Source organism: Streptomyces sp. CB02056, from assembly GCF_001905545.1.
Lineage (GTDB): Bacteria > Actinomycetota > Actinomycetes > Streptomycetales > Streptomycetaceae > Kitasatospora.
In genome coordinates, this window is sequence record NZ_LIPD01000011.1 from 254,326 (window position 1) to 271,263 (window position 16,938).

Here is a 16,938-nt window from a genome sequence, read left to right on the forward strand (position 1 = left end):
CGCGGTGCGCAGCTGCTTGGCGAGGGCGGCGGGGGTCGGGTAGTCGAAGATCAGCGTGCTGCTCAGGCGCAGACCGGTGGCGTCGGTGAGCAGCTTGCGCAGCTCGACCGCGGTCAGGGAGTCGAAGCCCTGCTCCAGGAAGCCGCACTCGGGGTCGAGGCCGCTGTGCGGGGCCTCGCCGAGCACGCCGGCGACGCACTCCTCGACCAGCTCCAGCAGCAGCTCGTCGCGCTCCGGCTCGGTGAGTCCGGCGAGCCGCTCCCGCAGCCCGGCGGACCGGTCCGGCCGCTCACCGGTGCCCGGCGCGTCGGCGTCCTGCGCGTCGGCCGACCGCGGCGCGGGGGCGTCCGTCCTGGCGGCGCGCCGCCAGGCGGCGAGCAGCGGCAGCGCGGCCCGCAGTTCGGACGGGAGGTCCCCGCCGTCGCCCTCCAGCCGCAGGACGGCGGCCAGCGAGGCCTCGTCCTGCTGCTCGACGGCCGCCCAGAAGGAGGCGTCCAGCGGGTCGGCCGTCCCGGCCGCGGCCTTCGGCTGGACGACGTCCAGCCAGTACCGCCCGCGCTGGAAGGCGTAGGTCGGCAGGTCGACCCTGTGGCCGTCCGCGTGGAACGCCGTCCAGTCCACCGGCACGCCGCGCAGGTGCAGCGCGGCCAGCGCGGACGCCAGGGCGAACTCCTCGGAGCGGTCCCGGCGTTGCGCGGCGACCAGGGCCGCCCGGCCGCCGGCCGCCGTGCCATCCAGGAACTCCTGGCCCATGGCGGTGAGCACACCGTCGGGGCCGAGCTCCAGGAAGGTGGTGACGCCCTCCGCCAGCAGTGTCTCCACGGCGTCGTGGAAGCGGACGGTGTGGCGGGCGTGGCGGATCCAGTAGTCGGGGTCGGTGAGCTGGTCGGTGGTGGCGGGTCGGCCGGTGAGGGTGGAGACGATCGGGATGGCGGGGGCGTGGTAGGTGAGTTGGGCGAGGACGTCGCGGAACTCGTCGAGCATCGGCTCCATGAGCGGGGAGTGGAAGGCGTGGCTGACGCGCAGTTCGCGGGCCTTGTCGAACTGTGCGGCGACGGCCCGGACTTCGGTGGCGTCACCGGCGATGACCAGGGAGCGGGGGCCGTTGACGGCGGCGATCGAGACCCGCTCGGTGAGCAGCGGCAGGACCTCCTCCTCGCCGGCCCGGAGCGCCACCATGGCCCCGCCGGTGGGGAGGTGCTCCATCAGACGGGCGCGGGCGGTGATGAGGCGGGCGGCGTCCGGAAGGGACAGCACACCGGCCACATGGAAGGCCGCGACCTCGCCGATCGAGTGACCGGCCAGGAAGTGCGGCCGGACGCCCCAGGATTCGACCAGGCGGTAGAGGGCGACCTCGACGGCGAACAGGGCAGGCTGGGTCCAGCCCGTACGGTCCAGGAGTTCGCCGCCCTCGGCGATCACCTCGCGCAGCGGGCGCTCCAAGTGGCGGTCCAGCTCCGCGCAGACCTCGTCGAACGCCGCCGCGAACGCGGGGTACGCCGCGTACAACTCGCTTCCCATGCCGGTGCGTTGGGCGCCCTGGCCGGTGAACAGGAAGGCCGTCCGGCCCGAGGCCGCCACCGCCCTCAGCACCCCGGGCGCCTGCGGCGTCCCGGCGGCCAGGGCCCGCAGCCCGGCCAGCAGGCCGTCCCGGTCCGCGGCGACCACGGCACCCCGGTGCGGGAACTGCGAGCGCGTGGTGGCCAGGGAGAGCCCGAGGTCGGCCGGGTGCAGCTCCGGCCGCTCCTCGACCAGCTCCAGCAGTCGCCCGGCCTGGCCGCGCAGCGCCTCCTCGGACCGGCCGGCGAGCACCAACGGCCGTACGGCCGGGCCCTCGTGGCTCCGCTCGGGGGCCGTCGGCGCCGGGTCGCCCTGCTCCAGGACGAGGTGGGCGTTGGTGCCGCTGATGCCGAAGGAGGAGACGCCGGCCCGGCGCGGGCGGCCGGTCTCCGGCCAGTCCCGCGTCGCAGTGGCCAGCTCGACCGCTCCGGCCGTCCAGTCCACGTGCGGCGAGGGCTCGTCGACGTGCAGGGTGCCCGGCAGGACCCCGTTGCGCATCGCGAGCACCGTCTTGATCACCCCGGCGACGCCCGCCGCGGCCTGGGTGTGGCCGAGGTTGGACTTCACCGAGCCGAGCAGCAAAGGCAGTTCGCGGTCCTGGCCGTAGGTGGCCAGCAGTGCCTGGGCCTCGATCGGGTCGCCCAGCTTCGTGCCCGTGCCGTGCGCCTCCACCACGTCGACCTCGCCCGCGGCGAGACCGGCGGCGGCCAGCGCCTGGCGGATCACCCGCTCCTGCGCGGTGCCGTTCGGGGCGGTGAGCCCGTTGGAGGCGCCGTCCTGGTTGACGGCGCTGCCGCGCAGCACCGCCAGCACGGGGTGCCCGTTGCGGCGGGCGTCCGACAGCCGCTCGACCAGCAGCATGCCGATGCCCTCGGAGAACCCGGTGCCGTCGGCGCCGGCCGCGAAGGCCTTGCAGCGGCCGTCCTCGGCGAGGCCGCGCTGGCGGGCGAACTCGATCAGCAGCTTCGGCGTGGACATCACGGTCACGCCGCCGGCCAGCGCCAGGTCGCACTCGCCGCGCCGCAGGGCGGCCGCCGCGAAGTGCAGCGCCACCAGCGAGGAGGAGCAGGCGGTGTCCACGGTGACGGCCGGGCCCTCCAGGCCCAGCGCGTACGCCACCCGGCCGGTGGCCACGCTGGCCGCGCTGCCGTTGCCGAGGTAGCCGTCGACCTCCTCGGGCACGTCCTGAACCCAGGTCGCGTAGTCGTGGTAGACCATGCCCGCGTACACGCCGGTCCGGCTGCCGCGCAGGCCGAGCGGGTCGATCCCGGCCCGTTCGAAGGCCTCCCAGGAGGTCTCCAGCAGCAGGCGCTGCTGGGGGTCCATCGCCAGCGCCTCACGGCGGTTGATCCCGAAGAACGCCGGGTCGAACCCGGCCACGTCGGTCAGGAAGCCGCCGGTCCGGGTGTAGGTGCGGCCCGGGGTGCCCGGCTCGGGGTGGTAGATGCCCTCCAGGTCCCAGCCGCGGTCGGCCGGGAACTCCGAGAGCACCGAACCGCCCTCGGCGAGCACCTCCCACAGTGCCTCCGGGGTGGCGATCCCCCCGGGGAAGCGGCAGCTCATCGCGACGATCGCGATCGGCTCGTCGGGGTCGGCCGTGACCGCCACCGCGGCCGGGGCCGGGGCGGAGTCGTCCGCGTCCGCGCCGAGCAGCTCCTCGACCAGGTGCGCGGCGAGCGCGCGCGGCGTCGGGTGGTTGAACACCAGGGTCGCCGGAAGGCGCAGCCCGGTCGCGGAGTTGAGCCGGTTGCGCAGTTCCACCGCGGTCAGCGAGTCGAAGCCCAGCTCCTTGAGCGCCTTCTCCTCCTCGACGGCGTCGCCCGAGTCGTGCCCGAGTACCGCGGCGACGTGGCCGCGGACCAGGTCCAGCACGGTCCGCCGGCGGTCCTCGCCGGAGAGCCCGGCCAGGCGCCCGGCCAGACCGCCCGCCGGAGCGGCGTCCGGGGCGCCGGCCGTGCGGCGGCCCGGGCCACCGGAGGCCAGGCCGCGCAGCAGCGCGGGGACGGTGGCCGCCCGGCCGCGCAGGTGGGCCCGGTCCAGCTGGATCGGCACCAGCACCGCCTCGCCCGAGGCCACGGCCGCGTCGAACAGGGCCAGTCCGGTCTCGGCGCTCATCGGCACCGCGCCGCCCCGCACGATCCGCTCCAGGTCGGCGTCGACGAGGCGCCCGGCCATGCCGGACCGCTCCTGCCACAGGCCCCAGGCCATCGAGACGGCCGGCCGGCCCTGGGCGCGGCGGCGCTGCGCCAGCGCGTCCAGGAAGCAGTTGGCGGCGGCGTAGTTGGCCTGCCCGGGGTTGCCGAGCACACCGGCCGCGGCCGAGAAGAGGACGAACCCGCCGACGTCGCCCGCCAGTTCGTGCAGGTTGAGCGCGCCGGTGACCTTGGGTGCGAGCACCCGGTTGAACTGCTCGGGGGAGAGGGAGAGGACGGTTCCGTCGTCCACCACGCCCGCGGTGTGCACCACGGCGGTGAGCGGGCGCTCGGCGGGGACGGCGGCGAGCAGCTCGGCGAGCTGCCGGCGGTCGGCGACGTCGCAGGCGGCCAGGGTGACCTCGGCGCCCGCCGCGCGCAGCTCGGCGAGGAGTTCGGCGGCGCCCTCGGCCGCCGGGCCGCGCCGGCTGGTCAGCAGCAGGTGCCGGGCGCCGTGGGCGGCGACCAGGTGGCGGGCGGTCAGCTCGCCCAGGCCGCCGATCGCGCCGGTGACCAGGACGGTCCCGGAGACGTCCAGCGGGACCTGCGCACCAGCACCCGCCTTCCCGGCGGCGGTCGGCGCCTTGGCCAGGCGCGGGGCGAGCAGGGCGCCCCGCCGGACGGCCAGCTGCGGCTCGGTGTCCACCGGCAGTGCGGCCAGCGGCAGTTCACCGCCGTCGTGGTCGACCAGGACCAGCCGGTCCGGGTTCTCCGACTGCGCGGACCGGACCAGGCCCCACACGGCGGCCAGGACCGGATCGGGCGCACCCTCCCCGGTGGCGACCGCGCCGCGGGTCAGCACGGCCAGCCGGGCCTCGGCGAACCGCGGGTCCACCAGCCACTCCTGGACGAGTCGCAGCACCCGTACGGTCGTCGCACCGACCGCGGCGGCCAGCTCGTCCGTCGCCTCGGACCCCTGGTACGGGGCGAGTTCCACCGCGACCACGTCGGGCACGGCCGCGCCGGCGTCCACCGCCGAGCCCAGCTCGGCCAGGGCGGCCAGGCAGTCCGTGCTGCCGGCGCCGTCCGTGCGGTCGGTGCTGTCCGTGCCGTCGGCGCTGTCGGCGCGGTCGGTGCCGAGGAGCGTCCAGGAGCGGGCGGCCGGGTCGCCGGCCGGCACCGGCAGCCACTCGACCCGCAGCAGCGACTCGCGCACGGCCCGGTCGGCGGTGCGCAGCCGCTCGGCGGAGACGGGCCGCAGCAGCAGCGAGTCCACCGAGGCGACGGGCGCGCCGCCGAGGTCCGCGACGGTCAGCGACAGGGTCTCCGGAGCCGTCCGGGCCAGCCGGACGCGCAGCGCGGTCGCGCCGCTCGCGTGCAGCCGGATCCCGGCCCAGGAGAAGGCGAGCCTGCCCTGTTCGGCGTCCGGCACCAGGCCCATCGCGTGCAGGGCGGCGTCCAGCAGCGCCGGGTGCAGCCCGTAGCGGGCGGCCGCGGCCTGCTCGGTGGCGGGCAGGGCGACCTCGGCGTAGACCTGGTCGCCGTGCTGCCAGGCGGCCCGCAGGCCCTGGAAGGCCGGGCCGTAGTCCACCCCGGCGTCGGCGAGCCGCTGGTAGGCGTCGGTGACGTCCAGCGGGGTCGCGCCGGCCGGCGGCCAGGCGGTGAGGTCCGCGGCGGACTCGTCGGCTGCCGCGTCGAGGGCCGCGTCGGTGGCCGCGGAGAGCGTGCCCGAGGCGTGCCGGGTCCACGGCTCGTCCTCGGCGGCGTCGGCCGGGCGGGAGTCGATCCGCAGCGGACGGAGGCCGTCCTGCTCCGCGCCGACCAGGACCTGGAGCCGGACCCCGCCGCGCTCGGGCAGGACCAGCGGGGCTTCCAGGGTGAGTTCGTCGAGGCGGCCGTAGCCGACCTCGTCGCCGGCCCGGACGGCCAGCTCCAGGAACGCCGTTCCGGGCAGCAGGGTCGCGCCCATCACGGTGTGGTCGGCCAGCCACGGCGTGCTGTGCCGGGAGAGCAGCCCGGTCAGCAGGTGGCCGTGGCCGTCCGCGAGCGGCACGGCCGCGCCGAGCAGGGGGTGCTCGGGGGCGGTGAGGCCCGCCGTGGTGACGGCGGCCGCACCGGCCACGGTGTCCAGCCAGTAGCGGTTGCGCTGGAAGGGGTAGGTGGGGAGGTCGGTGCGGTGGCCGGTGGTGAGGAGCGGGGTGAAGTCGGCGGGGGCGCCGTGGACGTGGGCTTCGGCGAGGGAGGTGAGGAAGCGGCGGGTGCCGCCGTGGTCGCGGCGCAGGGTGCCGAGGGTGTGGGCGGTGGTGTGGTGCAGGGTGTCCTGGATGGCGCCGGTGAGGACGGGGTGGGGGCTGACCTCGATGAAGAGGTCGTGGCCCTGCTCGGCCAACTGCCGGGTGGCGTCGGCGAGTCGGACGGTCTGGCGGAGGTTGCGGTACCAGTAGGCGGCGTCCATCGTCGTGGTGTCCAGCCAGCGGCTGTCGACGGTGGACCAGAACGGGATGTCGGCGCCGCGCGGGGTGACGGGGGCGAGCAGGTCGAGCAACTCGGCCTGCAGGGCCTCGACATGGGCCGAGTGCGAGGCGTAGTCCACGGTGACCCGGCGGGCACGGATGCCGTCCGCCGTGAAGCGCTCGACGAGTTCGTCGAGGGCGTCGGCGTCCCCGGCGACGACCGCCGAGGAGGGGCCGTTGACGGCGGCGACGGAGATGCGGTCGTGCCAGGGGGTGAGGTCGATGTCCTCGGCCGGGAGGGCGACGGAGACCATGCCGCCGTTTCCGGCGATGGCGGTGATGGCCTGGGAGCGCAGGGCCACGACGCGTGCGCCGTCCTGGAGGGTGAGGGCGCCGGCGACGGTGGCGGCGGCGATCTCGCCCTGGGAGTGGCCGATGACGGCGTCGGGCTCGATGCCGTGGGCCTGCCAGAGGGTGGCGAGGGAGACCATGACGGCCCAGAGGGCGGGCTGGACGACGTCCACCCGGTCGTAGCCGGGTGCGCCGTCGGCGCCGCGCAGGACGTCGATCAGGTTCCAGTCGGTGAACTCGGCGAGGGCGTCGGCGCATTCGGTGATCCGTGCGGCGAACACCGGCTCGGTGTCGAGGAGTTCGACGGCCATCCCGACCCACTGGGAGCCCTGCCCGGGGAACACGAACACCGTGCGTCCGGTGGTGGAGACGGTGCCCTCGACCACGGCGGCGCTCTCGGTGCCCTCGGCGAGCGCCCGGAGGCCTTCGGTCAGCTCGGTGCGGTCCGAACCGAGCACCACCGCACGGTGGTTGAACAGCGAGCGGGTCGTCGCCAGCGAGTGGGCGAGGTCGAGCGGGGCGGCCTCGGACTCCTGGAGCAGCGCGGCCTGGGCGCGCAGGGCGTCCGCCGACTTCGCGGACAGCAGCAGCGGCAGCACGCCGTGCGCCGTCGGTTCGCCCGCCGGGGCCTCCGGGGAGGGCTGTTCGAGGATGACGTGGGCGTTGGTGCCGCTGACGCCGAAGGAGGAGACGCCGGCCCGGCGCGGGCGGCCGGTCTCCGGCCACTCCCGCTCCTCGGTGAGCAGCTCCACCGCGCCCGCCGACCAGTCGACGTGCGGGGTGGGCTCGTCCACGTGCAGGGTGCGGGGTAGCACCCCGTGCCGCATCGCCAGCACCATCTTGATGATGCCCGCCGCGCCCGCCGCGCTCTGGGTGTGGCCGAGGTTGGACTTCACCGAGCCGAGCTGGAGCGGCAGTTCGCGGTCCTGGCCGTAGGTGGCGAGGAGCGCGTTGGCCTCGATCGGGTCGCCGAGCCGGGTGCCGGTGCCGTGCGCCTCGACGGCGTCCACGTCGGCGGCGGTGAGGCCGGCGGTGGCCAGGGCCTGGCGTATGACGCGTTCCTGGGCGGGGCCGTTGGGGGCGGTGAGCCCGTTGGAGGCGCCGTCCTGGTTGATCGCGGTGGCCCGGACGACCGCCAGCACCGGGTGCCCGTTGCGGCGGGCGTCCGACAGTCGCTCGACCAGCAGCACGCCCACGCCCTCGGCCATGCCGAAGCCGTCGGCGGCCGCCGCGAAGGCCTTGCAGCGCCCGTCCTCGGCGAGGCCGCGCTGGCGGCTGAACGCCACCAGGCCCTCGGGGGTGGCCATCACGGCGGCACCGGCCGCGAGCGCCATCGAGCACTCGCCGGCGCGCAGCGCCTGGACGGCGAGGTGGAGCGCCACCAGGGAGGAGGAGCAGGCGGTGTCGATGGTCACGGCCGGCCCTTCCAGGCCGAGCGCGTAGGAGATCCGGCCGGAGACCACGCTGGCCGCGTTGCCGGTGACCAGGTAGCCCTCGTTGCCGGGCGGGGCGGCGGCCAGCAGGGTGCCGTAGTCCTGGCCGTGGGTGCCGACGAACACGCCGACCTGCCCGCCCCGGACGGACACCGGGTCGACGCCGGCCCGCTCGAAGGCCTCCCAGGAGGTCTCCAGCAGCAGCCGCTGCTGCGGGTCCATGGCGTGCGCCTCGCGCGGGCTGATCCCGAAGAACGCCGCGTCGAACTCGGCCACGTCGTACAGGAATCCGCCCTCGCGGGTGTACGAGGTGCCGACCCGGTCGGGGTCGGGGTCGTAGAGCCCGTCGAGGTCCCAGCCGCGGTCGGTCGGCAGGGCGCCGACCGCGTCGCGCCCGGCGAGGACCAGCTCCCACAGGTCCTCCGGGGTGCGCACGCCGCCCGGGAAGCGGCAGCCCATGCCGACGATCGCGATCGGGTCGTCGTCCCGGGCCGCCGCGGTGGTGGCCGCGGCCGGTGCGGCGGCCGGGAGCCGGTCGCCGAGCACCTGCTCGCGCAGGTGGCCGGCCAGGGCCTTCGGGGTCGGGTAGTTGAAGATCAGCGTGGCGGGCAGGCGCAGGCCCGTCGAGCCGTGCAGGCGGTTGCGGAGCTCGACCGCGGTGAGCGAGTCGAAGCCCAGCTCCTTGAAGGTCCGTTCGGGGTCCACGGCCGTGCCGGCCGGGTACCCGAGCACGGTGCCGGCGGTGGCGCGGACGAGGTCCAGCAGCTCCCGGTCGCACTCGGGCCCGGTCAGCCCGGCCAGCCGCTGGGCGAGGGCCGAGCCGCCGGCCCGGTGGGTCGGCCGCCGACGGCCCGAGCGGGTGCGGACCAGGCCGCGCAGCAGCGGGTGGACGGCGTCGGACTGGGCGCGTACGGCGGCCAGGTCGAGCCGGATCGGCATCAGCGCCGGTTCACCGGCCGCGCGGGCGGCGTCCAGCAGGGCGAGGCCCTCCTCGGCGGAGAGCGCCGCGGTGCCGACGCCGGCCATCCGGCGCAGGTCGGTGCCGGTGAGCCGGCCGCCCATGCCGTTGCGCTCCGCCCACAGGCCCCAGGCCAGCGAGACGGCCGACCGGCCCTCGGCTCGCAGGTGCCGGGCGTAGGCGTCGAGGAAGGCGTTGGCGGCGGCGTAGTTGGCCTGCCCGCCGGCGCCGAACACGGCGGCGGCGGAGGAGTACAGCACGAAGGCGGCCAGGTCCGCGTCGCGGGTGAGCTCGGCCAGGTTGAGCGCGCCGGAGAGCTTGGGCGCGAGCACCCGGTCGAACTGCCCGTCGGTGAGCGTCTCGATCACGCCGTCGTCGACGATCCCGGCGGTGTGCACCACGGCGGTGAGCGGGTGCTCGGCGGGGACGGCGGCGAGCAACTCGGCGAGGGCGGAGCGGTCGGCGACGTCGCAGGCGGCCAGGGTGACCTCGGCGCCCGTCGCGCGCAGCTCGGCGAGGAGTTCGGCGGCGCCCTCGGCGGCCTCGCCGCGGCGGCTGGTCAGCAGCAGGTGCCGGACGCCGTGGGCGGCGACCAGGTGGCGGGCGGCGAGCACGCCGAGGCCGCCGGTGGCCCCGGTGACCAGGGCCGTCCCGTTCGGGTCGAGCGCGGGGGCGCCCTGCTCGGCGGGCCGGACCCGGGTGAGCCGCGCGGCCCGTACCGAGCCGTCGTGCAGCAGCAGTTGCGGCTCGTCGCCGGCCAGGGCGGCGGGCAGGGCGCGGTAGGAGGCGTCCTGCTCGTCCAGGTCGACCAGGACGATGCGGTCCGGGTGCTCGGACTGCGCCGAGCGGACCAGGCCCCAGAGCGGGGCGGTCACCAGGTCCGGCAGGCCGTCGCCCGGGCCGTCCCCGGCCACCGCGCCCCGGGTGAGCACGACCAGGCGGCTCTCGGCGAAGCGCTCCTCGGCGAGCCACTGCTGGAGCAGGCCCAGCAGCGCGTGGGTGGCCGCCCGCACGGCGGGGACCAACTCCGGTGCGGCGCCCGGTGCGAGGGGCAGCAGGACGGTGTCGGGGGCGGCGCCGTCGGCGGCGGCGAGGGCGGCCAGGTCGGGGTACGCGTCCACCGTGCTGCCCGCCGCGGTGAGCCCGGCGGCCAGGCCGAGGGCGTCCTCGCCGACCAGGGCGTAGCGGCCGGTGACCGGGGCGGCCCCGGGCAGGTCCGTCCAGTCGACGCGGAACAGCGAGTCGCCGTCGGGCCCGGCGTGGACCGCGCGCAGCTGGTCGGCCGAGACCGGCCGGACGGCCAGGCCGTCCACCGAGACCACCGGCACGCCGTGCTCGTCCGAGGCCTCCAGGGCGACCGAGTCCAGACCGGCCGGGGAGAGCCGGACCCGCAGGGCGGTCGCGCCGGCGGCGTGCAGCGAGACCCCGCTCCAGGCGAACGCCAGGTGGCCCTCGGCGGACTCCTCGCGGTGCCGGACGGCGCCGAGGTCCATGGCGTGCAGGGCGGCGTCCAGCAGCGCGGGGTGCAGCCCGTAGCGGGCCGACCGGTCGGCGACCTCCTCGCTCAGCACGACCTCGCTGAACACCTCCTCGCCGCGCCGCCAGGCCGCGCGGACACCCTGGAACGCCGGTCCGTACCCGGCGGGCAGCCGCTCGTACAGGTCCTCGACCGGCAGCGGTTCGGCGCCGGCCGGCGGCCACTGGGTGAGGTCCGCGGGGGCGGCGGGAGCGGCGGGGGAGAGGGTGCCCGCGGCGTGCCGGGTCCACGGCCGGGAGGCCGCGGCGTCCTGCGGCCGCGAGTGCAGGCCGACCGGCCGGGCGCCGGTGGCGTCGGCCTCGCCGACCACCACCTGGACCTGGACGGCGCCCTGCTCGGGCAGCACCAGCGGGGCTTCCAGGGTGAGTTCGTCGAGGCGGCCGCAGCCGACCTCGTCACCGGCCCGGACGGCCAGGTCCACCATGGCGGTCCCGGGCAGCAGGGTGGTGCCCATCACGGTGTGGTCGGCCAGCCACGGGTGGGTGGTGCGCGAGATCAGGCCGGTCAGCAGGTGGCCGTGGCCGTCGGCGAGCGGGACGGCCGCGCCGAGCATCGGGTGGTCGGCCGCGGCCAGACCGACGGCGGTCACGTCCGACGCGCCGGGGGCCGCCTCCAGCCAGTAGCGGTTGCGCTGGAAGGGGTAGGTGGGGAGGTCGGTGCGGTGGCCGTCGGTGAGGAGCGGGGTGAAGTCGGCGGGGGCGCCGTGGACGTGGGCTTCGGCGAGGGAGGTGAGGAAGCGGCGGGTGCCGCCGTGGTCGCGGCGCAGGGTGCCGAGGGTGTGGGCGGTGGTGTGGTGGAGGGTGTCCTGGATGGCGCCGGTGAGGACGGGGTGGGGGCTGACCTCGATGAAGAGGTCGTGGCCCTGGTCGGCCAACTGCTGGGTGGCGTCGGCGAGTCGGACGGTCTGGCGGAGGTTGCGGTACCAGTAGGCGGCGTCCATCGTCGTGGTGTCCAGCCAGCGGCTGTCGACGGTGGACCAGAACGGGATGTCGGCGCCGCGCGGGGCGACGGGGGCGAGCAGGTCGAGCAACTCGGCGTGCAGGGCCTCGACATGGGCCGAGTGCGAGGCGTAGTCCACGGTGACCCGGCGGGCCTGGGTGCCGTCGTCGGCGCACCGCCGCAGCAGCTCGTCCAGGGCGTCGGCGTCCCCGGCGACGACGGCGGAGGAGGGGCCGTTGACGGCCGCGACGGAGACGCGGTCGGCCCACGGCGCGATGGTGGCGAGCGCGTCCTCGGCGGACTGGGAGAGCGACACCATGCCGCCGTTTCCGGCGATGGCGGTGATGGCCTGGGAGCGCAGGGCGACGACGCGGGCGCCGTCCTGGAGGGTGAGGGCGCCGGCGACGGTGGCGGCGGCGATCTCGCCCTGGGAGTGGCCGATGACGGCGTCGGGCTGGACGCCGTGCGCCTGCCAGAGCGCGGCGAGGGAGACCATGACGGCCCAGAGGGCGGGCTGGACGACGTCCACCCGGTCGTAGCCGGGGGCACCATCGGCGCCGCGCAGGACGTCGATCAGGTTCCAGTCGGTGAACTCGGCCAGGGCGTCGGCGCATTCGGCGATCCGCGCGGCGAACACCGGCTCGCTGTCGAGGAGTTCGACGGCCATCCCGACCCACTGCGAGCCCTGCCCGGGGAACACGAAGACGGTCCCGCCGGTGGCGTCCGCCGTACCGGTCAGCACGGTGGCGCTCTCGGTGCCCTCGGAGAGCGCCCGGAGGCCTTCGGTCAGCTCGGTGCGGTCCGAACCGAGCACCACCGCACGGTGGTTGAACAGCGAGCGGGTCGTCGCCAGCGAGTGGGCGAGGTCGATCGGGGCGGCCTCGGACTCCTGGAGCAGCGCGGCCTGGGCGCGCAGGGCGTCCGCCGACTTCGCGGACAGCAGCAGCGGCAGCACGCCGTGCGCGGCGGGCTCGCCGGTGGGGCCTTCCTCCACGACGGGCTGTTCGATGATGACATGGGCGTTGGTGCCGCTGACGCCGAAGGAGGAGACGCCGGCCCGGCGCGGACGGCCGGTCTCCGGCCACTCCCGGTCCTCGGTCAGCAGCTCGACCGCTCCGGCCGTCCAGTCGACGTGCGGGGTGGGCTCGTCCACGTGCAGGGTGCGGGGGAGCACCCCGTGCCGCATCGCCAGCACCATCTTGATGATGCCGCCGACCCCGGCGGCCGCCTGGGCGTGCCCGATGTTCGACTTCAACGAGCCGAGCAGCAGCGGAAGTTCGCGGCCCTGGCCGTAGGTGGCGAGGAGGGCGTTGGCCTCGATCGGGTCGCCCAGCTTCGTGCCGGTGCCGTGCGCCTCGACGGCGTCGACCTCGGCCGGGGCCAGGCCCGCGGCGGCCAGCGCCTCGCGGATCACCCGCTCCTGCGCCGGGCCGCTCGGGGCGGTCAGCCCGTTGGACGCGCCGTCCTGGTTCACCGCCGTGCCGCGGACCAGGGCCAGCACCGGGTGCCCGTTGCGGCGGGCGTCCGACAGCCGCTCGACCAGCAGCACACCCGCACCCTCGGCCCAGCCGGTGCCGTCGGCGGAGGCGGCGAAGGACTTGCAGCGCCCGTCCTCGGCGAGGCCGCGCTGGCGGCTGAACTCGACGAACACCTCGGGCGTCGCCATCAGCGCCACGCCGCCCGCCAGGGCCAGGTCGCACTCCCCGCGCCGCAGGGCCGCGACCGCCAGGTGCAGGGCCACCAGGGAGGAGGAGCAGGCGGTGTCCACGGTGATCGCCGGGCCCTCGAAGCCGAAGGTGTACGACACCCGGCCGGAGGCGACGCTGCCCGCGGTGCCGGTGCCGAGGTACCCCTCCACCTCCTCGGGCACCCGGGGCAGCCGGCTGGCGTAGTCGTGGAACATCACGCCGGTGAACACGCCGGTCCGGCTGCCGCGCAGGGCCTCCGGGTCGATCCCGGCCCGTTCCATGGCCTCCCAGGAGGTCTCCAGCAGCAGCCGCTGCTGCGGGTCCATGGCGAGGGCCTCGCGCGGGCTGATGCCGAAGAAGTCGGGGTCGAAGTCGGCGCTGTCGTAGAGGAATCCGCCCTCCCGGACCGAGGAGCTGCCGGCCGAGCCGGGGGCGCCGCCGAACAGGGCGTCGGTGTCCCAGCCGCGGTCCGTCGGGAACTCCGAGACGGCGTCCCGGCCCTCGGCGACCAGCTGCCACAGGGCCTCGGGGGTGATCGCCCCGCCCGGGTAGCGGCAGCTCATCGCGACGATCGCGATCGGGTCCTCGTCCGCCGCCACCGCCGGACGGGCGGGGGCGGCCGGGGCCGGTGCCTCGTCGAGGAGTCCGGCGAGCAGGAAGCCGGCCAGCCGGGCCGGGGTGGGGTGGTCGAAGACCACGGTCGCCGGGAGGCGCAGGCCGAGCGCGGTCCGCAGCCGGTTGCGCAGCCGGACGGCCGAGGCGGAGTCCACCCCGAGGTCCTTGAAGGCCCGCTCGGGCGCGATCGTCCGCGGCAGGCCCCGGCCGAGCACCCCGGCCGCCTCGGCCCGCACCAGGCCGAGCAGCGTCTGCCGGGCCTCCGCCCGGGGCAGCGCGCGCAGCCGGGCGGCGAACACGGTGTCCGCCGCGCCGTCGGCGGCGGCCGGGTCGCGGAAGAGGACGCCGGTGGTGTCCCGGGTGGCGACCACGGGGGTGTCGGCGCCGCCCAGCGCGGAGTCCAGCAGCGCACCCAGCTCGGCGTCGGACACGGCGCCCGGGTCGGTGGTGTCCCAGGCCAGCGACACGGCGTGCCGGCCGGTGGCGCGGCGGTGCTGGGCCAGCGCGTCCAGGAACGCGGCGCAGCCGCCGTGGTCGCCGTCGTCCGCGCCCCGCAGGGCACCGGTGGAGGAGACCAGCAGGAAGGCCGTCAGGTCGAGCCCGGCGGTGAGCTCGTGCAGGGCCACCGCGCCGTCGACGCCGGTCCGCACCCAGCGGTCGGCCTGCCCGCCGGCGGCCAGCCCGGGGGAGCCGGCCGCGTGCACCACCGCGGTGAGCGGGTGCTCGGCCGGGACGCCCGCGAGCAGCTCGGCGACGGACGCGCGGTCGGCGGCGTCGCAGGCGGCCAGGGTGACCTCCGCGCCGGACTCGCTCAACTCCACGGCCAGCGCGGCCGAGTCGGGGGTGGTGGAGGCCAGCACCAGGTGCCGGACGCCGTGCTCGGCGACCAGCCGCCGGGCGATCGCGGCCGCGGCCGTCCCGCCGGCGCCGGTGACCAGCACGGTGCCGTCGAGGCGGCGGCCGGACGCGGCGGCGGTGACCGGCACCAGGCGGGGCGCCCGCAGCACCCCGCCGCGGACGGCGAACTGCGGCTCGCCGGTGGCCAGACCGGCCGGCAGGGCGGCCGCGGAGGCGGCCTCGCCGTCCAGGTCGGCCACGGTGAAGCGGCCGGGGTGCGCGGTCTGCGCGGCGCGCAGCAGCCCCCAGAGCGGAGCCTGCGCCAGCCCCGGGACCTCCTCGCCCGGGTGCACGGCCAGCGCGCCCCGGGTCAGCACCACCAGGCGGGTCTCCCGCAGCCGGTCGTCGGCGAGCCAGCGGGTCAGCAGTTCGGCGGCCTCGCGGGCGGTCCGCCGGGCCGCGTCCGCGACCGGCTCCGCGCCGGCGGCGGGCCAGGGCAGGTAGACGACCTCGGGCGCACCGGCCGCGGTGAGCTCCGCCAGGTCGGCGTAGCGGTCGACCGCCAGGCCGTCCAGGCCGTCAAGTCCGTCCAGTTCGTTCAGCCGGGCGGCTCCGTCCGACGGGCTCCCCAGCAGCGCGGCGCGCACCGGCTCCACGGGCCCGGCGGGCAGCGGCACCCAGTCCATCCGGTACAGCGACTCCTGCCGGACACCCCGGGCGCCGAGCAGGGTGCCGGGCTGGTCGAACAGCCGGTGCCGGGTGACCTTGCCCGAGGCGGTGCGCGGCACGGCGGCGATCGCCCGGACCTCCTGCGGCACCTTGAACCAGGACAGCTGCTCGGCGCAGGCGGCGAAGACCAGCTCGGCGTCGACGCCCTCCGGCGCGGCGACCACGAACGCGACCGGCACCTCGCCGAGCACCTCGTCCGGCCGGCCCGCCACGGCGACGTCCAGCACACCGGGCACCGTGCGGACGACGTCCTCGATCTCGCCCGGGTGGATGTTCTCCCCGCCCCGGATGATCAGCTCCTTGCGCCGCCCGCTGATCGTCAGCTGGCCGCCGGCCGCCCGGACCGCCAGGTCGCCGGTCCGGTACCAACCGTCCCGCAGCGCCTCGGCGGTGGCCTCCGGCCGGTTGTGGTAGCCCTGCATCAGGCTCGGCCCGCGCACCCACACCTCGCCCTCCGTCCCGGGGTCGGTGTCGATCCCGGTCTCCGGGTCGACCACCCGCACCTCCAGGCCGGGGACCGGCAGGCCGCACGAACCGGAGACCCGCTCGGCGCCCGGCGCCTCGGTCGCGATCGCGCCGCAGGTCTCGGTGGAGCCGTAGCTGTTGAGCAGCGGGATGCCGAACGCGTCCTCGAAGTCCCGGGCCAGCGAGGCCGAGGTGACCGCGCCGGTCGACAGGCAGACCCGCAGCCGCGGCATGTCCAGCCGCCCGGCGTCGGCCTCCCGCAGCAGGTGGTGGTAGAGGGCGGGCACCCCGGCGAGGAAGGTGTACGCGTCGCCGCGCAGCTCGGCCAGCACCTCGTCCGCGGAGAAGCCCGGCATGATGTGCGCGGTCGCGCCGGTCGCGGTGACGCCGACCACGCAGACGATGTGCGCCAGGCTGTGGAACAGCGGCAGCGGCCAGAGCACCAGGTCGTCGCGGGAGAGCCCGAGCAGCGGCGCGTAGCAGGACGCCACCGACCACAGGCAGCTGCGCTGGGTCGACAGCACGCCCTTGGGGGCGCCGGTGGAGCCCGAGGTGTAGAGCATGAAGGCGGTCTCGTCCAGGCCGAGGTCGTCGCGCGGCGGCACCGGGGGCTCGACGGTGGCCAGCGCCTCGAACGACGGCAGGTCCCGCGCCGCCTGCGGCCCCTGCGGCGCCTGCGCCGTCGGACCGGAGACGACCACCAGCAGCCCGGGCCGGTCGGCCCGCAGCCGCAGCACCTGGTCCAGGTGGCGGGCGTCGGTGACGACCACGGCGGCGCCGCTGTCGTCCAGGATGTGGGCCAGCTCCTCGTCGCTGGAGTGCGGGTTGACCGGGACGGCGACACCGGCGGCCCGGACGGCGGCCAGGTAGGCCTCCACCACCTCGACACCGGCGTCCAGGTGGATCGCCACCCGCCCGCCGCGGCCCAGGCCCAGGGCCGCCAGGTGGCCGGCCAGCCGTCCGGTCCGGAGCTCCAGCTCGGCGTAGCCCACGGACCGGCGGCCGTCCCGGAAGGCCGGCTTGTCGCGCAGCGACGCGGCCTGGGAGCGCAGCAGTTCGGGCAGCGGCCTGATCAGCTCGGTACGCGGCATGTCAACGGCTCCTTGGGCACGCGGAAACAGCACGGGAGGCTGGGGACTCCCGGAGAACAGAGAGGGGTGACGCATCATTCGGTATCCCGTGGCAGTCTCGTCCAGCCGTCCGCGGGGGCCGCACCCCTACGGTTCCCCTACGGGCCCTTG

General features: G+C 76.6%; 1 pseudogene. It reads right to left on the reverse strand.

The window, feature by feature from the left end:
* Positions 1-21 precede the first annotated feature (21 nt).
* Positions 22-16,788, reverse strand: a pseudogene (locus tag AMK13_RS45290) (SDR family NAD(P)-dependent oxidoreductase); the annotation flags it as partial.
* Positions 16,789-16,938 lie beyond the last annotated feature (150 nt).